The organism is Lentibacillus cibarius (genome assembly GCF_005887555.1).
Classification (GTDB): Bacteria; Bacillota; Bacilli; order Bacillales; family Amphibacillaceae; genus Lentibacillus; species Lentibacillus cibarius.
Genome location: NZ_VCIA01000001.1, coordinates 1,207,390 through 1,227,837, shown reverse-complemented (window position 1 = coordinate 1,227,837; position 20,448 = coordinate 1,207,390). Strand labels below are relative to the sequence as shown.

Genomic DNA, 20,448 nt, shown 5'->3' with positions numbered 1-20,448 from the left:
GTTTTCTATCAGTCATATCGATTTGGTTTACTGTTACTAGGGGAGGGATTTTTTGGATTTATTAATCAGTTTTTCTGTTTTAAGCGGATTATTATTGGTTGGCACGTTCATTAGGGCGAAAGTGACATTTATTCAATCTGTTTTTTTACCGGCTTCGGTTATCGGCGGTTTTGTTGGCTTACTCTTGGGGCCAATATTATGGGGGACATATGCGCCATTGCCGATACCACAGGATTGGATGGATATTTACGCGCTATTGCCCGGAATTTTGATTGTTCCTGTTGTTGCTACAGTACCGCTGGGTATTCGATTTAAGCAGAAAAATAAGGACACTCAAAATGCCAGCACCACCAACAGTCAAGAAAAAAAGAAGATGAATACAGGCATGAATATGTTAGTCATGTTTTTAGTTCTTGTTTTCATATCACAAGGTCAACAATTGCTAGGGTTGGTCATTCGATATGTTTTAGAAAAATTGGGTTTGTTGGGTGACGTTTATGCAACTTTTGGAACGGAGGTTGAAGCAGGCTTTTCTGGAGGACATGGGACAGCTGGCGTTATTGGTAGTCTTTTAAAATCAATGAACCTACCATATTGGGAAGTGGCACAGGGACTAACTGTGACCTCAGCTACTGTTGGCATCGTTGGAGGCATTTTAATCGGCGTTATGATGATTAATTATGCAGCAAGGAAGGGTTATACAAATTACTTATTAGGGCCGGGCAAATTCCCAAAAGAGGAGCGTATTGGCGTTCAAAGGGATCCTTATCAACAAAATAGTTTTGGAAAAGAAACAACATTAAGTTCCTCCATTGATGTCCTGACGTTTCACACGGCGCTGATATTGGGTGGAAGTGGATTGGCCTATGGTCTCCTATCACTGGTTAAATATTTTAATGTACCATTCATCTCGAATGTGCCGATTTGGGCTTATGCCATCGTTGTTATGTATGGTGTATGGGGGATGATGTGTCTGTTAAAATTAGATTGGCTAGTCGATAGGCAAGTGAAGTCTAAAATAGCTAGTTTATTTACGGATTATGCTGTTGTAGCCGCCATAGCTAGTCTTCCGATTCAATCCGCCCTAGCATATATTGTTCCGTTTATAATTATGATTGTTGTTATTGGAGGCTTAACGCTAGCAGGCGCCTATTGGCTAAGCAAAAAATTATTTGATGAATACTGGTTTGAAAAAGGCATTGCCATATTTGGCACCAGTACTGGAGTGTTTATTTCCGGTTTATTGTTACTTAAAATGTGTGACCCTAGTTTTAAATCCCCAGTATTATCAGAGTTCTCTATGGGATACTCATTCAATTTAGTTGTTGGATTTATAATGTTTCCAATTATGTTTGGCTTTCTTGTCCATCAAGGGTTATGGGCAGGTATTTTGCTTCTTGCAGGTGTCTGCTTCATAGCCGTAATAGGATTGCTTGGTGCCAGGCACATACACAATTCTGAATAGTGTCAGTGCCTGGCACCGTGCATAACGCCGGAATAATTGCTCCAGTAAGTAATAGGGTGAATGAACATATAAACAGTGCTGCGGAAAGTCGTGTTTAAATAGTTGATTCCTTTCACCGGTTTCAACTTTTTCTAACCAATTATAAGTTAAGGAGATTCAATCATGTTCATACATAGCACCAAAAAAATGCGTGACCATTTGAAGGTACGGTCTGAAACAATGACAGAACAGGTGGAAGAGGAAGCACTTTTTTCTTGGCATGCCAATGTGGTTCGGATGAATCGCAGGCAGTCGGTTGTTTTTATGCATGATAAAAGTCAATATACGATTGTGTTATATGGCGTCCGGGCAAAAGACTTTTCCCGGATGGGTTCATTGTTTGCCCAGGCTATACGAATGGTCTGGCGTGAAGAAGGCATAAAGGACCATGTAATTGAAGATTATCTGGCTCAATCGGGAGAGGTTCAATTCACTAAAACGAAAAATCGCAGTCTGGTTGCCAGGTTGAGTCGCATTTGTCGTGAAGTGACGATTTATGAAGATGAAATAAATACGGAACAATTGATTCAACCGGATGTAAGTGTGCGAGCCAGTCGTCTGTTGGCCGGCAATGGAAGTGGCGATTATATTTATCCAAATGAGGTACTGTATGAAGAGCTGCGGCAGTTTTCAGGCACGGAGATTTTCAGTGTAAAGGCTGTGGAAATGCATGTACGGCTGTTGCTGGAAGAGAAGGAAGTCTGGCGCCGGTTAATGGTACCTTTGAACCGGACTTTCCCACGGTTGCATGACATATTGCAGGTGGCCTTTAACTGGTGGGATCACCATCTACATGAATTTTTTGTGTTTGCCGATCAGAAAACAGACGTACCTCTTAATCGAAATCACCCGGGGATAAAGGCGGATGGCACGAAAGCGGTTGTTCATCTCGTTGACAATGAGGAAGCGTTTGCCTATTCAGAAGAGATTCCAAAGAAAATGGAAACTGGCATCAGACTGTCGGATTACCTTCCTGAAATGAAGCGGATGATCTACGTTTACGACTTTGGTGATGATTGGCGTCACCAAATTGATGTGACCGATGTGGTAGATAACTATTCTTACAACCATCCTGTCTGTCTGGATGGAGAAGGCGACGCACCACCAGAGGATGTTGGCGGCGAGGGAGGATACCTGGAATTTCTGAGGATTATGGACGACCCGGATCATCCGGATTATGACCATATGAAGCAATGGGCTAAAAGTCAGTTGCACATGCCGTTTGATTTAGAAGGGGTCAATCATATGTTAAAAAGACGATGAGGGTGGTGCCAGGCACATACACAATTCTGAATAGTGTCAGTGCCTGGCACTCTGGAATTCAGATGATAGAATAGGGGGGAATCCTAAACCATTTTTTAGAAGGAGCGATAACGGATGAGACGACTTGAAAACAAGGTAGCGATTGTGACTGGAAGTGGCAGCGGGATAGGGAAAGAGATTGCTACTGCTTATGCAAAAGAGGGGGCTAAGGTCATTATCGCGGATTTTGCGGAAGAGGCTATGAATCAAACAGTCTCAGAACTGACCGATGATGGCCATGAAGCAATGGGCGTCAAAGTGAATGTTGCTGTCAGTGCTGAGGTGGATCAAATGGTTGATAAGGCGATTGAACGATTTGGACGGGTAGATATTTTGGTGAACAATGCTGGCGTCGGAGATAATATGCAAGCGGCGGCCAATGTTAAGGATGATACTTGGGATCGAGTTATTAATATCAACTTGAATGGTGTGATGTATGCTATGCGAAAAGTCATCCCCCATTTTCAGGAAAACGGCAGAGGAACGATCGTCAATATGGCATCAATTACTGGTCTGACTGGAGGCCGCGGTGGTCTGGCGTACACGGCTGTCAAACATGCAGTGGTGGGGATGACGAAAAACGTCGCATCCCATTACGGACCGGAAAATATCCGCTGTAATGCGATTGCCCCGGCGCAAGTGCAAACAGGTTTTTCTGCGTCCATGGATAATGTTGACACATTTGGTATGGAAGCAGCCACACGTGGAACAAACTTAATGCCTAGAGCAGGAACGGTGGGTGATATTGCTAATATTGCGCTATTTTTTGCATCCGAAGAATCTGCATACGTGAATGGTGTTACACTGGCTGCTGACGCTGGATGGAGTGCTTATTAAGGATAAATACTGTAGTTCAGTGGGGAGACGGTTGTCTTTAACGGAAGTGATGTGGTGCAATCAGTTGATGGATCTGAAGGAGTATCCTCTATGGGTGCTGCGAATGGAAACCAAAATGATGTGACATATAAAGAATATGCAGCATGAGATAATGGGAATCGCTGTGAAGTTCTGGACGGTCAAATCATAAATTTGTGTTGAAAAAAGCAGAAATAACCTATATTTATGGCCTGACTGCAACCCTCAAACGGAAGGATGGACTTGATCGAATTACAAGGATGCAACTTGGTCCGATTATTTTAGGTGCCAGGTATTTTAGGTGCCAGGCACTGACACAATTCTGAATAGTGTCAGTGCCTGGCACCGTGCATATTATGCTGTAGACCATTTTAAAGAAAAGGGGCGACAGCATGATTTCTTTTGGATCGTTTACTGGCAGAGTTATCGGCATTCAGAATGTTGCAAGCGGTGATTTTCGAGATGGTTGTGTACAAATGTTTGAGCTGCAAAATGAAGAAGGTGTTCTAGCTCGTTTTATCGTGAGTCCGGATACGTATGTTCTCAATCAGGAGATGATGGCTGTTGGCGATATTGTAACCGGTTATTACGATGCCAACGCACCGATGATCATGATTTACCCACCTCAATACCCAGCCCTTGTCATGGTAAAAGAGCATGCCGACCGCCAAGTGAAAGTGAGTTATTTTGATACACAACTTGTAAGCGAGGACAATTGGCTAGCATTAAATCTGGATTTTTCTACCCAGATTGTGACAACCAACGGGCAAGCCTTTATGGAAGATCCCGCCGGCCACCATTTAGTCGTCGTCTACGGCCCTTCAACCAAAAGCATCCCGGCCCAGACCACACCTTACCAGATTGTAGTGCTCTGCCAGTAACTCGAGCGACAGGCGGCCCAACTCGAGCGACAGCGGCCCAAACTCGAGCGACAGCGGCCCAAACTCGAGCGACACACACGCCAACTCGAGCGACACCCACCCAAACTCGAGCGACGCGCATGATATTGTACCCATAAAGTAGACAACGTTAAAATCGTGCAACCATATATGTTAATTTGATTATGGGGAGGCGATGATTTATGGGGAAGAAACTGAAAAAGTATTCATATGACGATAAGGTGGATGTTGTTAAGAAGTTTATGGAGGGGTACCCCTCCAGCCGATTGGTAAAGGAATATGACCTAACGCATCGTAACCGCATTTACGAATGGCGTGATCAAGTTCTGAAGGGCGGTTATGAAGCCTTAAAGGACCATCGTGGTGCCAAAACGAAAGATCATCATCGTGGCCGGGAGCGTTCTCTTGAAGAAGAGAATGAGTCTCTGAAATTAGAGGTGAAGTATTTAAAAAAGTTATTGGATCTCCAAAGGAGGTGAGGCGTAAACAGGCTGAATTTGAATTTATACGAGAATATGAGGGCGTGTATCCAATAGCGAAACTAGTTGGCGTTACTTCTGTTTCTCGTTCTGGCTATTACAGATGGAAATCCCGTAAGGAAAGCTATGAACAGGACAAGAAAGACGAGGAGCTTTACCAGAAGATCTTAGAGATTTATCGAAAACATGGTGGAACATTTGGACGTGAGCGTATCAAAAAGGAATTTAAACGTTCCTATCACATGATTGTTAATGAAAAGTGTATCTCACGCGTGATGAAAAAATATGGTTTACGTTGCCAAATCCGGAGAAAACGTAAAAAAGGCGGGCGTCAGCCTTATGGGAACATACCGAATGTTCTGGATCGTGATTTTAAAGCTTTAAGGCCCGGCATTAAAATGGGTGTGGATATCACATATGTTCCGGTTAAAGGAAGCCATCATCCCTGGCTTTATGTATGCGCCATAAAGGATTTATTTAATAGTGAAATCGTAGCGTATTCCATGGATACCAATCAATCAACTGAACTGGTCTATGAAGCCTTAAATAAATTACAAAAAAGGGGATTTGAGAAAGGTGCCATCCTGCATAGCGATCAGGGCATCCAGTTCACAAATCCCGGATATAAGCTGCGTCTGAAGGAAATGGGCATCACCCAATCCATGTCCCGTAGAGGTAATTGTTGGGACAATGCTTGCGTTGAAAATTTCTTCAGCCATTTCAAGACAGAAGCACCTTGTTTCTACAAGATGGAAACTTTGGTTGACATTAAAAACGCAATAGACGCCTATATGCACTATTTTAACAATAATCGACTACAAAACAAACTGGAAATGAGTCCAGTCGAATATCGGTTAAAAACAGCATAATTCTGCACGTTTTTTATGCTGTCTATTTGACAGGGTCATGTTCATGCCCCCAAACTCGAGCGACGCGCACCCCAACTCGAGCGACAGCCGCCCGCACTCGAGCGACAGGGTGCGCAACTCGAGCGACGCACCCACCCCAACAACCCCCTCAACAAAAGATGATTTTCGGTAGCCACCGAAAATCTACCATCTATAAAACACACATTCCACCTATATTCCTCTACACCCCTTCAATCCCTGCCATACCAATGAAAGTGCTATTTTTCACTATATTGGTAGTAAAAAAACAAATTTGGAGAAAAAAGCTCACTGACCTTCACTGAAGCTCACTGAGTGTCACTGAAGCTTCTCAGTTCTTGAAATCGGCTTTGTCAGGGTTAAATCGCTTTTTGTAAACTATATTTTAGTTCATGCGCATGGAAATGTTTTGTAAGGTTGTTCAACGGAATTTAATAGTCTTTTATAAAAGAAAAAAAGGAGTAATTTAAAAATGGCGCAAAAATCAATTAAAAAAGGAAAGAAACAGCGTCGTATCATCGACACCGATATTCACGAAAGGGCGACTTATGCAGAACTTGTCCCTTATTTAGATAATCCGTGGAGGCGGTATATAACAGATAACCACTGGATACAGGAAAAACACATGCCGTATACACAGCCAACGGTTGCTGGTGTGGATCGGGCAGATGCTGTAACTCCAGATGGTGGGGCTGCCGGAACAGATCTCGCGTTTATGCAAGAACAATTACTCGATGCGGAGGGGCATGAGTATGGCATTTTAACGGGAGCCTTGGATCCATCTCCGTCATCTATGCACGGTTGGTACGAAATGGGTGCTGCTTTAGCGACTGCTTATAACAATTGGCAGATTGAAAATTGGCTTGAAAAGGATGACCGTTTATATGGTTCAGTACATATTGCGGCGCAGGATCCACAGCAAGCGGTTCGTGAGATTGAACGGGTTGGCTCGCATCCGAAAATGGTGCAAATCCTGCTTCCGATTGATACCCGGTCGTGGGGAGACCCCTATTACCATCCGATTTTTGAAGCGGCTGAGCGGCACAATTTATCGATTGGTATGCATCATAATGAGCCACCTACGCATTTTGGAGGCTGGCCGCGTTATTTTATCGAGTGGCATACGATGTTACCAACGGCGCATATGATTGAAGTTTCCAACATGGTGTTTAACGGTGTGTTTGATAAATTCCCTGGTTTGAGCCTTATTATGATCGAGGGCGGATTCACGCACGCCCCGCATTTGATGAAAAAGATGGATCAGCAGTATAAGGAACTTCGTCATGAGATTCCTTGGGTCAAACGGATGCCGAGCCGCATCATGCAGGAGCATGTTCGTTTTACAACACAGCCTGTAGAAGAAATGACCGAGAAAGAATTTATGCAGTATATGGATCAAATGGGGTCAGAAGATATGGTCTGTTTTGCAACGGATTATCCGCATTGGGATTATGATTCACCACTTGAGGCACTTCCTAAACTTGGTGAAACGTTAGAGGAAAAAATCTACGCCGAAAACGCGAGGGCTTCTTACCCTAAATTGCCACAAATGCAAGGGAGTGTTCTAACATGAGAGAAGTTGTATGTAAAAAAGAAGATATTGAGCCGGGCAAGATGAGAAGCGCGTCATTAGGAAAAATTCCGGTTGTTGTTTGCCGCACAAAAGACGGTGAATTTTACGCTTATGCCAATCGGTGCCTGCATCAGGGTGCACCGCTTTCTGAAGGTGCGTTATGCGGCGATACGAAACGGACGGATATTCACGGAAACTATGAATATATTAGAGACGGTGAAATTCTTCGCTGTCCATGGCATGGGCTTGAATATGACATCAAAAATGACGGCTGTATGCTAGCTGAACCTGAAAAAAAATTACGCAGTTTCAACGTGACAATTGAGGATGAACATGTAGTTCTATACAAATGAATCTGCCTGAGGATGCATGAGGTGAACGTATGAAAAAGATGTTTATGAACGGTGAATGGGTTGAAGCCTGTTCAGGAGAAACAAGAGAAATTATTAATCCTTATAATCAAGAAGTCATTGCAACGGTAGCAGAAGGCAATGAGAAGGATGCGACATTGGCGATTGCAGCCGCTCGAGAGGCCTTTGACCATGGAGAATGGTCACATTGGCCTGCTCGTGACCGCGGCAAAAAGGTTCATGACATTGCGACATTAATTGAACGTGACCGTGAAGAATTAGCCGAGCTTGAATCACTTGATACCGGTAAAACCGTTGAAGAAAGTCGCGTTGATATGGATGATATTGCCGGTGTTTTCCATTACTTTGCGGAAATGGCGGACAAAGACGGCGGCGAAATCATTGCATCGCCTATTGCCAATGCCACAAGCAGGGTCGTTCATGAACCTGTCGGCGTCTGCGGGCAGATTACACCGTGGAACTACCCATTATTGCAGGCTTCATGGAAATTGGCCCCGGCACTGGCAGCAGGTAACACACTTGTCATGAAGCCAAGCGAGATTACGCCGCTTACGTCGGTGAAAGTATTCGAATTAATGGAAGAGGCTGGCGTTCCAGCAGGTGTTGTCAATCTCGTGCTTGGTTCCGGCAATTCCGTCGGTGCCAAGTTATCGGCTAGTGACGATGTGGATTTGATTTCGTTTACAGGTGGCATCGAAACAGGCAAACGGATTATGCAGGCAGCCAGTTCGAATGTAAAAAATTTGGCATTGGAACTGGGCGGTAAAAATCCGAATATTATTTTTGCCGATGCCGACTTTGACACCGCTGTCGACCAGGCGATGAATGCGGTATTTTTCCATGCTGGGCAAATCTGTTCAGCGGGCACGCGCCTCATTGTAGAGGAAAGCATGCATGATGATTTTGTTAGGGAGCTCGTTAAACGCGTGAAGAAAATCAAGCTTGGCAGCGGTTTTGATGAAGCAACGCAAATGGGCCCGCTCATATCTAAAGAACATTTAGCAAAAGTGGTTGATTATGTCGAGAACGGAAAAAAAGAAGGGGCAACGGTTGCTGTCGGTGGCGAAAAGCCCGACGATCCGGAACTGCAGCATGGCTTTTTCTACCTGCCGACCGTATTGACGAATTGCACGACCGACATGAGCGTTGTGCAGGATGAAGGCTTTGGTCCGGTGATTACCGTGGAAACATTCGCGACGGAAGAAGAAGCGATCCACCTTGCTAACGATTCCATTTACGGTCTTGCCGGTGGTGTTTTCACAAACGATATTGCCAAAGCTCAACGTTGTGTGGTCAAGATGCGGATGGGCACAGTTTGGATCAACGACGTGAACTTGTACTTCCCGCAAGCACCATGGGGTGGCTTTAAACAGTCCGGAATCGGTCGTGAACTCGGCAAAACAGGGCTGGAAGAATATCAGGAAACGAAGCATATTTTCCGAAACTTGAAACCGGAGCCAGCTAATTGGTTTTAGGGATGGTTAAGCAATATAGAATAAAACACGAGGGTGATAACCATGGAACATACAGAAGGGGCAAACCCCACTTTAGACGACACTTATATTTACGTATGTTCAAGTTCCGAACTTGAAGAGGATGACCTCATGGAATGTGAGGTAGGTGATGAAACAATCATTGTCGGCCGGGGCGATGGAAAGGTTTATGCCGTGGAAGGGATATGCACGCATGCGTATGCTGAGTTGGTCGACGGTGATCTGGATGGAACGTGTCTAACGTGTCCATTGCATTTTGCCTGTTTCGATATTCGTGACGGTTCCGTGCTGGAAGGACCGGCGGAAACCCCGCTGCAAGTCTATGAAGCGATCGAGGCTGACGGATCCGTATGGGTTCGCTATGAAGGGGGAGAATAAGATGTCTGATGCAGATACAACAGTCATTGTTGGAGCGGGAATCGCGGGCGTTCATGCCGCCGAAAGCTTGCGAAAAGAAGGTTATCAAGGCCGGATTGTGCTGCTAGATAGCGACAGCCAGATGCCTTATGACCGCCCGCCGTTATCGAAGGAATGGATAACCGGGGAAATGGATGAAGCAAATATTTTATTACGAGACCCTGAGACCTATGAACGATTGGACATCGATTTGAAGCTCGGTGTGGAGGTGACAGCCATCGATCCCGTTCGTAAAACCATCGATACCAAAGATGGTTCTTCCTATGCATGGGACAAACTCATGCTTGCGACAGGATCGAAACTGCGCACACTGTCGATTGAGGGCGATGATCTTCAAGGCATTTTTTACTTACGACAAATGGCCGATGCCATCGCGATGAAACAACATATGCAACATGTGAAAGAGGCCGTTATTATCGGGGCTGGTTTTATTGGAGCCGAACTTGCTTCTTCGCTGAAACAGTTAGGAATCGACGTGACCATCGTGGAAAGATCCGCGTACCCGATGGAAAATGTCGTCGGCCGGCAAGTATCGGAGTATTTTCTGGATTTGCACCGCAGTAATGGTGTCAATGTGATTACAAATGATTCTGTCACGCAGTTTAACGGGGACGCCATGGTGGAAGAAGCAGTGACTGCCGGCGGGAGGCGAATTCCGTGCCAAGCGGTCATCATCGGTGTAGGGGTGACACCGAACACGGAAGTTTCGCACCCACAAATACATATTGATGGTGGTTATACTGTCAATGAATATGGCGAAACATCGGTCCCTGATATTTATGCGGCGGGGGACTGTACGTCATGGCCGTATAACGGAATACCTGTTCATGTGGAACATTGGGATCATGCTGTCAATCATGCCAAGACGGTCGCCAAAAACTTACTACAGCCGCAATCGGCCCCCTATACGTATACACCGTACTTTTGGTCGGATCAACACGGCAGCCGTTTCCAATATTTCGGGCATGCAAAGGAATGGGCCCAAACCGTTTTACGCGGATCAATCGAGGCGAATGCGTTCACTTACTTTTACTTAGATGAGCAGCATATCGTCAAGGCCGCGTTTATTTGTAATCAACCGAAAAACGCCTTGCCTGCGAGACGGATGATTCAGCAGCAAAAAGCCGTCGATCCGGAAGCCTTGGCAGATGAAAGTATGGCATTGAAAAAAGTGCAACGCATGTTGGTATGAGTGATACACGTGGATCAATCCCGTACGTGTTACTTTCCATCGGACTTGCAAAAAACCAACTATATGAAAACAAAACTACTCAATGAAGCAAAGGATGATGTTTTTTAATGATGAAATGTATAAAAATGCTCAGACCTATGTTGTTATTCACAAGTGTTGTTGCAGTAATATTACTAGCAGCCTGTGGGTCGGAAACGAATGCTAACAGTGAAGGTGACGAAAGCCAGGCTACGAAAGATAAGATTGTCTTCTCTGATCTGGGCTGGAACAGTATTCGCTTCCACAATCAAGTCGCTGCGACCATTTTGGAAGAAGGATATGATTATCAAACCAAAGTAACCACCGCATCCATGTCTATTGGGTTAAAAGGACTGCAAAATGGCGATATTGATGTAACGATGGAAATATGGGGAGATAAGATGGGTGACGCCTATGATGAGGCACTCGACGACGGAAAGGTCAAACAAGTTGGCATTAACTTTGGTGATACCAAGCGCGGTTATTTTGTCCCTACTTATGTGATTGAAGGTGATGAGGAACGTGGTATTGAGCCCATGGCACCAGATTTGAAGTCGATCAACGATTTGCCGAAATATAAAGATGTGTTCGCGAAATCTTCTAATAAGAAAGGCGAAATTATCGGTGCGCCGTCTATGTGGGGAGCGGCAAAAGCATTTGAGCAAAAAATGGAAACATATAACCTTTCTAATACCTTTAAATATGTAGATCCGGGCTCAGGCACTGGCTTGAATGTGTCCCTGACAAAAGCTTATGAAGCAGGTGAACCTTGGATTGGTTACGCCTATTCCCCAAGCTGGGTGTTAGGAAAATACGATATGACACTTCTCGAGGAACCGGAATATGATAAAGAAACGTGGGAGAAAAATTATGGCACGGCATTTCCAGATCAAGATGTACCGATCGCCATAAATGCAGAATTAGCGGAAACAGCCCCAGATGCTGTCAAAGTCCTTAAAAACTATCAGACTAGCAACAAATTGACCAATGAGGCGCTTGTCTATATGAATGATAATGACGCAAATGCCAAGGAAGCCGCCACATGGTGGATGAACAAACATACTGACATCTGGACAGAATGGGTTCCGGATGATGTAGCAGAGGAAGTGGAAAAAGCAATAAAATAAGCATTTTAAGTGCCAGGCACATACACAATTCTGAATTGTATAAGTGCCTGGCACCTATCTACTGAAAATACATCCTGATTCCAATAATAATCAGCAGCACAGAGAGCATTTGCATGACCACTCTGCCGGAAAGCCGCTTTGAAATAATAACACCTAAGTTAGCTCCAACAATGATACCGGTACCTCCGAAGATCACAGCCATCCAGTCAATATTGCCATAATAGATTTGCGTGATGACGCCTACTGTCGAATAAAGACATAGTGACAGAAGCGATGTAGCGGTTGCTTGGTGTGTGGGCACTTGAAACAAGTACACAAGGATCGGTACCAACAGCCATCCGCCGCCGATTCCTAAATAGCTGGACAAGACGCCCATGAGCAGGCCAAGCGGGACGAACCACTTATCATAGATAGCTGCTGGTTTGTTGGTGGGTTCGTCGGATGCTGCTTTCTTCTTTTTAGTCGGTGCATTTTTGCTGAGCAGAAAGATACCAAGTCCGACCAAGATGGTTGCGAAAATAATGTAAAAATACTGAGAAGAATAGACACGCAACAGCCACACACCCAGCAATGCTCCCGGGAAGGCGCTGATGCCAATGGTCAGGGCAATTCTATAGTCAATTCGTTTCTGTTTGGCATACCCGATGACACCAGTGAGTGAATTGATGAGAACGATGACTAATCCCGATCCAGCGGCAATCACCGGATCTATATCTAATAAAATAAGTAATGCCGGAACAAAAATGAACCCTCCGCCTGCCCCGACAATCGTACCGTAGCCCCCTGCAATAATCCCGATGACAAGGAGCAAAATGCCAGTGCCTATATCCACTAAAATGGCCTCCTTCTTATGTTTATCTTTTCTCCATCTTCTCATGGTTTACTAAATAAATGAAATCAGTATATGTTATCCCCTATAACAAAAAGGAATGAACGCCGGTCTGGTTGTGATAGAATGGTACGCAGGTGAGAGAACGATAGGAACGAGGTGGTAGGAATTGAATATTGAAAATTTCCGGATGTTTTGCCGTGTGGTTGAAAAGGGGAGCATTACTAAGGCGGCAGAACTCGGGTATGTAACGCAACCCGCAGTAACGAAACAAATTCGACAACTTGAGGATAGTTATGGAACCACCCTGTTTGATCGAGAGGAAGGGGCGCTGAAATTAACCAAAGCTGGAGAACTTCTTTACCCATATGCGAAGGAACTTTTAGCCGTTCACCAAGAGGCGCACGAAAAAATGCAGGAACATCTCGGGAAACGGGAAACGTCCTTATATGTCGGTGCCAGTTTGACCATTGGGGAATATTTGCTGCCTGCGTTAATCCGCCAGTTTAAACAGTCGTACCCCCTAGTTCAATTTCATTTGTCGATTGGAAATACACCACTCATGCTCGAAAAATTGGAGAAGAAGGCTATTGACATGGCACTCGTGGAAGGTGTTGTTCCTGAGAACGTCTATAAACAGAGGAAATTTGCCGATGATGAATTAATTTTAGTCACTGCTTCCAATCATCGCTGGGGAAATCGGGAAGCCATTCAAATAAATGAAATACCAGAAGAAAAGATGATTTGGAGGGAGAAAGAATCAGGGACTCGGCAAATTGTGGAGGAATCATTAAACCAACATCACGTTCTGGAAAAAATAGAAAACGCCATGGAACTCGGCAGCAAAAGTGCCGTAGAAGAAGGACTAGGCACAAGTATCCTACCCAAATTAACCGTCCAAAAAGAACTAGCATACAACACCCTGCGTGAGATCCCTATTAAGGACTTTCATTTAACAAGAGACTTCTGGATGGTTCAGAAAAACAGGCGTTATGAGAAGGAAATAGTTACGGATTTTGCAGCGTTTTTGTTGGGGGGGAATGGTGTGAGCGGGGTGTGAGGGGGGGAGCAGGTCGAGCGACAGTCACCTCAACTCGAGCGACAACCCGCCGCACTCGAGCGACGCACCCGCCCCAACACCCCCGCTATCTAAAAGATGATTTTCGGCAGGGGCCGAAAATCTACTATTAATTAGGCGTCTAATTCTAGTAACAACAAGTTAGATACTTGTTACCACTCGAAGTTGTATTCGACTCATCTTTTCACTAATGGATTATTATTCTAAACGTGGCAACCATTAGTTATTTTTGTTACGGTAAACGATGAATATAATGGAAGAAGGTGAGCACATGAAGCAAACAATCATTATTAATGATATGGAGCTAATTGCGTCTAACGTTCGGGCAGAATCGATCATGAAGAATGGACAATTGCGGACAAAATTAAATTTTGATTTTAAAGTGACGCACGACATGTATCATGATGTAACAACTTTATTATATGAGAATGATTTTATTGTAAAGGTTCCCGATAAGAATCTGGAATTTTCCGCAGTCATTACCAACTATTCAACGTCCATCACCAATTTATACGAGCCGGGAGCCGTTGGGGATTTTAAACTCGAACTGACCGAAAAAGAATCGTAAAGCTAGAAGCCTGTAATGGCCGACTTATATGGTGCTTTCTCGTTGCGCTAAAGGAGGATGGCTGAGAAAGAATTCGTGAATAGATGCGTTTGACACGTACGTCCTTGATCGACAGGTACGCCGAATCGAGCGAAATTCGCATATCCAAAAAGATGTTTTTCCGCCACCGCCGAAAATCTACCATTTATCAACCGCGCATCCCGAGCGACAGGAGGCTGAACTCGATCGAGGTGGAGCGGAAATCGATCGATACGACCATCAACTCGGGCGACAGTCCGCGCCACTCGAGCGACACACACCCCAACTCGAGCAGCACACCCATATCCAAAAAGATGATTTTCGGCAGCCGCCGAAAATCCACCATTAAATATTCGTAAAAAGAAATTCGCCATAGAAAGCCTTAAAGCCTCCTATGGCGAATTTTACCAAAGGGTTATTTTACATTTTTAAACCATTCGTTAACAATGTCCTCGTTATTATCTACCCATTCTTGCGCGGCTTTTGCTGGGTCCATGCCATTATTGATTTTAACCATGACGCTTGCTAGTTGGTCTTTGGTTAATCCGAATTGATCGAGAATTTCATAGGCTCTTGGTGCATCTTCTTTTAATCCTTGACGTACGACTGTATTAATATCGTCTGAATCGCCGTATGCATTTTTCGGATCGTCCAAGTATTTCAAGTCCCATTTTGAAAAAGACCAATGCGGTGACCAGAGCGTAACAACAATTGGTTCCTCATTCTTGATAGCTTCACCCAGTTGTGTGGCCATGGCTGCGGAGGAACTTGCTTGTAACGTCCAATCATCTAATCCATATTCTTTCATGACTTGTTCTTTTGTTACTTCCATTTGACCGGAGCCGGGCTCGATACCGGTAATGGTCCATTCGGTTTTATCTCCTACCGAATTGGTGTTGTTGGCTAAATCTTTGATTGAGTTCACATCTTCCATATACTTTGGCACGACGAGTCCGAGTGGGGTTCCCTCCACATTGGGGCCAAGCATTTCTATGTCCTCTTTATATTTTTTCCAATACTCTTTGTCTGTATTTGGCAGCCATATACATACAGATGAGTCAGCTGATTTATCAGCAATCCCTGTATACATGGCACCGGAGTTAACTTGTTTTAAATTAACGTCATATCCTTGTTTTTCAAGTGCACCTTAATCACGTTTGAACTGGCAACAGCGGATGGCCAGGAGACATAAGGGATGGTGATCTCTTCTTGGCCTAATTCGAGTTTACCATCGTCCGCCTTATCGCCTGAGTTATTTTCTGATGTTTCATCATTACCGCCACATGCTGCTAATACCATAGTAAGCATGAAAAGTATAGTAAATGCTAGAAATTTTATGTTCTTCATTATGCGGTTATCCTCCTCTAATTTTTTTGTATCTTAATCCGCGCCCTGTTGCGAAGGTTGTGTTTCCTGGTCGAGACGGGCAAAAACGTCACGCAAATTCTCCGGTGTGAATTGTAACTGGTCCGGATATGTCGATTCCCAGAAAGTATAGGTCTGTCCGGAAAGTTTTTTAATCATTTCGGACGAATTAAAAATGGCGAGGTTATAAATCCAATTGGCCATCGTTAAAATTGAGCTCATGTGCGCGCCTTCATTCGTTGCGCCGCAAATGTCTTTTACCAGATTTACTTGATAATCCCGGAAGTAGGCGTCGAAAACGGAGGTCATCACACAGCCGTCGGTAACCACACCGCCCAGGATGATATGTTTAATGCCCATGCTTCTTAAAATCAAATCTAAATCCGTCTGGTAAAAGCCGCTCCAGCGATATTTATCGATGACAATATCATGGCTTTCTGGTTGAATGGCGTCGATGATGTCGATTGCATCGGTGCCACTATGATAAAATACAGGCTCGTCATCTTGATTTAAGGGTTCTTGTTTGGATAATCCTACCGCGTCTAGGCGGTTAATTTGCCGCGTATAAATAATAGGGATGTTGTGTTTGCGACATTCGGCTATTAACTTGCTGGTCGAATCGACTATGTTATCGACGCCATGAATACCAAACTGACTTTCATTTTGCATGTCAATTATGATTAGAGCTGTTTTTGTTGTGTCCAGTGTCATCACCTTCTTGATTGTGTTTTGGGATAAAATTGTATATATCGCCGGATTCCAGCGCATTAGCCAGTCTTAGCGTCCAATCAAAATAAATATTGGTCTGCTGTATATCGGCCAGATCTTTTTGAGCCATTTCTCTTGCTTCTTCTGACTCCCCATTGGCTGCTATTTCCTGTAGTGTGTCTTCTACTTGTTCATTCGCCCGCGAGATAATATTCCGCTCTTGCCGCAACATTTTTACAAAAAAGGCGAAGAAATTTCGGAAAAAGTCCTTTTCTGCAATAAAATGATCCTTTCGATCCCCTTTTTTCCAAACCTTAATGACCATTTCCGTATCAAGCAACTCGCGCAGCCCCGTGCTTACGCTTCCTTTGCTCATCGCCACCTCGTCTTTGATTTCATCAAGATTAAGAGGCCTATCCGCGAAATAGAGCGTACTGTAAATTCTTCCGACAGATGGTGTCACACCATAGATGACCATGGTTTGAGCAATAGCACTACTTAAAATGTCCCGCGATGCTTCAATTCGCTGGAGGTCATCATTTTTCTCGTCCATCGACCATGCCTCCCTTCAGCAAAAGTCAATTTGTTCAATATGTATAGAATGTATTGAACAATATAGTTTGTATTATATAGAGTAAAGGGTAATCTGTCAAATTTGTATTTCAAATATATTGTATTAACTCGATCGACAGGCGGCTCAACTCGAGCGACACGCATTTACTAGCGGGGGAATGATAAATGGAATATTTGTATAAAATGGGATAAAGTAAAAATAGAATAATGAAAGGAAGGATGAATATGGATCAATTCATGGATAGAGCAGTCGAACTGGCGGAGGAAAATGTTCGCGAAGGTCGCATCCCGTTTGGCGCAGTGCTTGTTAAAGACGGGAAAGCTGTCTCAGAAGCAGCAGCGGGAGAACAAAAAACATATGATGTAACGGGTCATGCGGAGATTTTGGCGATTCGGAAGGCACAGGACCAATTGCAGACGAATGATTTTTCCGGGTACATTATGTATACAAGCGGCGAACCTTGTTCCATGTGTCTGACAGCCATATATGCAGCGGGGATTGATAATGTTTATTATTATAACTCCATTGAAGAAATGACCAGCGTAGGAATGGATGAATGGGAAAAAATCTATAAAGAAATGAATAAATCCGACGCTGACCGATCCATTTTGATGGAGCAAGTGTCATTACAAACTGATCGGAAAAATCCAATGCAGCTTTGGTATGAGCGGCAATAATTTTTGGAAGGTTTGGGGCTTTGTGAGAGTGCTGCGGTCAGGCGACCCGCCCCGCACTCGAGCGAAAGCCCCCGCCACTCGAGCGACGTGCCCCCCAACTCGAGCGAGAGCCACCTCCCCTTAGCGGTTTCTTAGCAATATTTTTACTATTTTAGTAGAATGGTGAAGAGAGAATTTACCATCTTGTTTATGATTTTACGAAAATCCAGTTTGAGTAAAGACTGAATTCAGAAAGGAGCCATCTCAAGTAATGAAATATTTTTCGGACCTTAAAAATAAATCAGTTATTGTTACAGGAGGAAGTAAGGGGATAGGAAAAAGCATCGCCCTGGCTTTTGCAGAGCATGGTTCCAAAGTAGTGATTGTCGGGAGAAATGAATCGGCACTAATTCAAGCTACAAATGAACTTAAGAATTATCATGCAGCGTGTTCTTACATCTCAGCAGACTTAAAAAATATGAATGAAGTAAGTGCAATGGTTGATGAAGCTGTCAATCGAATGGGTGCGTTGGACGTGTTAGTAAATAATGCTGGGATTAATATTACAAAACCCGCACTTGAAATAACCGAACAAGATTGGGACCAAGTGCTCGATACTAATTTAAAAGCGACGTTTTTTTGTAGCCAAAAAGCTGCAGAATATATGATACCCAAGGAAAGTGGTAAGATCGTTAACATTGCTTCACAGATGGCATTTGTCGGTTATTGGAATCGTGCATCTTATTGCTCTAGTAAAGGGGGAATGGTCCAATTAACAAAAGCACTTGCGGTAGAATGGGCAGAACATCATTTAAATGTAAATGCTGTCGCTCCAACGTTCATTAAGACAGAGCTAACAGAAAACATGTTTGAAGATAAAGCCTTTGAACGTGATGTATATGAAAGAATTCCATTAGGTAAACTAGCTGATGCTGATGATGTAGCCGGAGCAGTGTTATATCTTTCCTCAGATATCAGTAGATTTATTACTGGAGATACATTAAAAGTAGATGGCGGCTGGACAGCTATTTAATGCATACGTGATACGGGAAAAGTTATACAAGGAGAAATAATTCCTTAATTTAAGCAAGGCTTAGGTGCCAGTCACTTTCTGTAAAAACACCACTGCAACAAGGTGGTGTTTTTATTGTAAAAGAAAAGTGTACCTCAGCCAAATGGCACGATTTAACCATCTATTCCTCGTATATCATACCACCCCATATTTCGGGAAGTGACAACAGGCACCTTTCATTCTTCCGTTCCCTTACGTATTTGCTATAATTGAATGACGGGCATCCTTTCATCCCTCATTTTCGACATGCCAATTATTAGAGGGGTTATGAAGGATCTGGCACACGTTACGCCATTATTAAAAAACTGGGGGGATATTTTGTGAAAAGACCAACTGAGGAGCCTAGTACGGGCGGGTCTGCTGTTATTGTCGGTGCATCGCTTTCCGGATTGATGACAGGCATTGCGCTTGCACGCGTTGGGCTGCAGGTGACGATTTTAGAAAAAGCCGGAGAACAACGACCCACTGGAGCTGGTTTGCAAGTGGACGGCGGCCTATTTGACCGTACAAAAACGGCAACATTATTACGGAAGCTGGCTTCGGGTGGGAAAAAGTCGATACAGCTTTGGTCATCGATTGAGTCTAGTTTGCGTACAGAAGCCCAATCCTACTCCAGTATTGATATACATTTTAACACGCGTGTTGAAATGGTGGATCAGGACGATGACGCCGCCTGGGTGGTGACGGATACAGGAGAGACGGTTCGCGGTGATATGGTCGTTGGTGCGGACGGTCACCGCAGTCTGGTTCGGCGTCATGTGGCACCTCACAAACCGGATGCAACGTTTGCGGGGTACATGGTGTGGTTTGCTGCTATAAATGAGAATGATTTACCCGAACATATTCGACCTGATGATCATGATTCAGGGGTTACAATGCTCCAAGGCATTAATGGTGGCTTTTTCTTCGGGTCTGTCATGCGCGAGAAGGATGGTACTTCAGGTTCTGGGGATCGGCGAGTTGGATGCACGTTTTACGATAACACACGAACGGATTTGTTACGTCAGCTCGGATGTGTAGAAGGAACAGTTGTCAAGCATTCGCTTAAGGGAGCGGATATTCCGGAACAGACACTGAATGAACTGGCCGAACAAGCTTCTGTCAGATGGCCCGAGCCATGGCTATCCACAACACTTCATGCGATTGAAACACGCGATCTTACTGGAATTCCTATCAAAGAATACGTGCCCGACCAACTTGTGAAAGGACGCATTGCTTTGGTTGGCGATGCCGGACATGTACCTGCACCCATCACAGCCAGTGGGTTTAATGAATCGTTAAATGATGCGGCCGAGTTAGGCAAATGTGTTGCCAAAGGTGTACAGGGACATGCGGCGTTGAAGGGGTTGGAAAAGTATGAGTCGGCTCGTTTAGAAAAAGTCCGGCAAATGGTTCAATCCGGTCAATTCTTTGGTATGTCTTATGGTCGTTCATGAAGGGATGTTATGGCTACGTCACGATTT

At 44.3% G+C, this 20,448-nt stretch carries 23 protein-coding genes; 17 read left to right on the top strand and 6 right to left on the bottom strand.

Translation table 11 applies throughout. From position 1 onward, the window contains the following. Positions 1-52: 52 nt before the first annotated feature. From FFL34_RS05890 to FFL34_RS05835, 12 genes are all read left to right on the top strand, one after another. Complete coding sequence (locus FFL34_RS05890; RefSeq protein ID WP_138602351.1) at positions 53-1,465, top strand: sodium/glutamate symporter family protein; 1,413 nt, start codon at positions 53-55, stop codon at positions 1,463-1,465. A gap of 162 nt (positions 1,466-1,627) precedes the next feature. Beyond that, on the top strand, positions 1,628-2,767 hold the full coding sequence (locus tag FFL34_RS05885) for a plasmid pRiA4b ORF-3 family protein (protein WP_138602349.1): 1,140 nt from the start codon (positions 1,628-1,630) through the stop codon (positions 2,765-2,767). Between the two features lie 114 nt (positions 2,768-2,881). Next, a complete protein-coding gene (locus tag FFL34_RS05880; RefSeq protein ID WP_138602347.1) occupies positions 2,882-3,643 on the top strand; it encodes a glucose 1-dehydrogenase in 762 nt (253 codons plus the stop codon). Positions 3,644-4,053: 410 nt separating this feature from the next. Further along, positions 4,054-4,542, top strand: a complete 489-nt coding sequence (locus FFL34_RS05875; RefSeq protein WP_138602345.1) for a hypothetical protein — start codon at positions 4,054-4,056, stop codon at positions 4,540-4,542. Positions 4,543-4,742: 200 nt separating this feature from the next. Continuing rightward, a complete protein-coding gene (locus FFL34_RS05870) occupies positions 4,743-5,039 on the top strand; it encodes a hypothetical protein (protein WP_138602247.1) in 297 nt (98 codons plus the stop codon). Continuing rightward, positions 5,036-5,908, top strand: a complete 873-nt coding sequence (locus FFL34_RS05865; RefSeq protein ID WP_171046284.1) for an IS3 family transposase — start codon at positions 5,036-5,038, stop codon at positions 5,906-5,908. Before FFL34_RS05870 ends, FFL34_RS05865 begins: the two co-directional genes overlap by 4 nt. 490 nt (positions 5,909-6,398) lie before the next feature. After that, entirely contained in the window at positions 6,399-7,499 is a 1,101-nt protein-coding gene (locus FFL34_RS05860; RefSeq protein WP_138602343.1) for an amidohydrolase family protein, read from the top strand. Further along, positions 7,496-7,852, top strand: coding sequence for a Rieske (2Fe-2S) protein (locus FFL34_RS05855; RefSeq protein ID WP_138602341.1), 357 nt, complete (start codon positions 7,496-7,498; stop codon positions 7,850-7,852). Before FFL34_RS05860 ends, FFL34_RS05855 begins: the two co-directional genes overlap by 4 nt. 29 nt (positions 7,853-7,881) lie before the next feature. After that, the gene (gene betB, locus FFL34_RS05850; protein ID WP_138602339.1) at positions 7,882-9,345 is read left to right on the top strand and encodes a betaine-aldehyde dehydrogenase; all 1,464 of its coding nucleotides are present in this window, start codon (positions 7,882-7,884) and stop codon (positions 9,343-9,345) included. Positions 9,346-9,387: 42 nt separating this feature from the next. After that, positions 9,388-9,741: a Rieske (2Fe-2S) protein gene (locus tag FFL34_RS05845; RefSeq protein ID WP_138602337.1), complete on the top strand. Its 354-nt coding sequence runs from the start codon at positions 9,388-9,390 to the stop codon at positions 9,739-9,741. A gap of 1 nt (position 9,742) precedes the next feature. Beyond that, the gene (locus tag FFL34_RS05840; RefSeq protein ID WP_138602335.1) at positions 9,743-10,972 is read left to right on the top strand and encodes an NAD(P)/FAD-dependent oxidoreductase; all 1,230 of its coding nucleotides are present in this window, start codon (positions 9,743-9,745) and stop codon (positions 10,970-10,972) included. 107 nt (positions 10,973-11,079) lie between these two features. Continuing rightward, positions 11,080-12,117, top strand: coding sequence for an ABC transporter substrate-binding protein (locus tag FFL34_RS05835; RefSeq protein ID WP_138602333.1), 1,038 nt, complete (start codon positions 11,080-11,082; stop codon positions 12,115-12,117). Positions 12,118-12,175: 58 nt separating this feature from the next. On the opposite strand, the gene FFL34_RS05830 is transcribed toward FFL34_RS05835, so the two are convergent. Beyond that, on the bottom strand, positions 12,176-12,949 hold the full coding sequence (locus tag FFL34_RS05830) for a sulfite exporter TauE/SafE family protein (protein WP_138602331.1): 774 nt from the start codon (positions 12,947-12,949) through the stop codon (positions 12,176-12,178). A gap of 166 nt (positions 12,950-13,115) precedes the next feature. On the opposite strand from FFL34_RS05830, the gene FFL34_RS05825 reads away from it, so the two are divergent. Both FFL34_RS05825 and FFL34_RS05820 read left to right on the top strand, forming a co-directional pair. Next, positions 13,116-14,006, top strand: a complete 891-nt coding sequence (locus FFL34_RS05825) for a LysR family transcriptional regulator (RefSeq protein WP_138602329.1) — start codon at positions 13,116-13,118, stop codon at positions 14,004-14,006. 289 nt (positions 14,007-14,295) lie between these two features. Further along, on the top strand, positions 14,296-14,592 hold the full coding sequence (locus FFL34_RS05820) for a DUF3219 family protein (protein WP_138602327.1): 297 nt from the start codon (positions 14,296-14,298) through the stop codon (positions 14,590-14,592). 187 nt (positions 14,593-14,779) lie between these two features. Here the strand turns inward: FFL34_RS05820 and FFL34_RS18165 are convergent, their stop codons facing one another. The 5 genes from FFL34_RS18165 to FFL34_RS05800 form a co-directional block, all read right to left on the bottom strand. After that, on the bottom strand, positions 14,780-14,956 hold the full coding sequence (locus FFL34_RS18165; protein WP_176961153.1) for a hypothetical protein: 177 nt from the start codon (positions 14,954-14,956) through the stop codon (positions 14,780-14,782). A 69-nt stretch (positions 14,957-15,025) separates the two neighbouring features. Further along, positions 15,026-15,700: a glycine betaine ABC transporter substrate-binding protein gene (locus FFL34_RS05815; protein WP_138602325.1), complete on the bottom strand. Its 675-nt coding sequence runs from the start codon at positions 15,698-15,700 to the stop codon at positions 15,026-15,028. A gap of 20 nt (positions 15,701-15,720) precedes the next feature. Next, the gene (locus tag FFL34_RS05810) at positions 15,721-15,957 is read right to left on the bottom strand and encodes a hypothetical protein (protein WP_138602323.1); all 237 of its coding nucleotides are present in this window, start codon (positions 15,955-15,957) and stop codon (positions 15,721-15,723) included. 33 nt (positions 15,958-15,990) lie between these two features. Further along, on the bottom strand, positions 15,991-16,686 hold the full coding sequence (locus FFL34_RS05805; protein ID WP_138602321.1) for a cysteine hydrolase family protein: 696 nt from the start codon (positions 16,684-16,686) through the stop codon (positions 15,991-15,993). After that, on the bottom strand, positions 16,646-17,236 hold the full coding sequence (locus tag FFL34_RS05800) for a GbsR/MarR family transcriptional regulator (protein WP_138602319.1): 591 nt from the start codon (positions 17,234-17,236) through the stop codon (positions 16,646-16,648). The genes FFL34_RS05805 and FFL34_RS05800 overlap by 41 nt, the downstream gene beginning before the upstream one ends. 245 nt (positions 17,237-17,481) lie before the next feature. Here FFL34_RS05800 and FFL34_RS05795 point away from each other — a divergent pair, with 245 nt between their 5' ends. From FFL34_RS05795 to FFL34_RS05785, 3 genes are all read left to right on the top strand, one after another. Then, positions 17,482-17,934 (top strand): nucleoside deaminase, encoded by a 453-nt coding sequence (locus tag FFL34_RS05795; RefSeq protein WP_138602317.1) that lies wholly within the window; start codon positions 17,482-17,484, stop codon positions 17,932-17,934. A gap of 250 nt (positions 17,935-18,184) precedes the next feature. After that, positions 18,185-18,946 (top strand): SDR family NAD(P)-dependent oxidoreductase, encoded by a 762-nt coding sequence (locus tag FFL34_RS05790; protein WP_138602315.1) that lies wholly within the window; start codon positions 18,185-18,187, stop codon positions 18,944-18,946. A 359-nt stretch (positions 18,947-19,305) separates the two neighbouring features. Next, positions 19,306-20,421 carry an FAD-dependent oxidoreductase gene (locus tag FFL34_RS05785; RefSeq protein ID WP_138602313.1) on the top strand — a complete coding sequence of 372 codons (1,116 nt, stop codon included), beginning with the start codon at positions 19,306-19,308 and terminating at the stop codon, positions 20,419-20,421. The last annotated feature ends 27 nt before the right edge of the window (positions 20,422-20,448 follow it).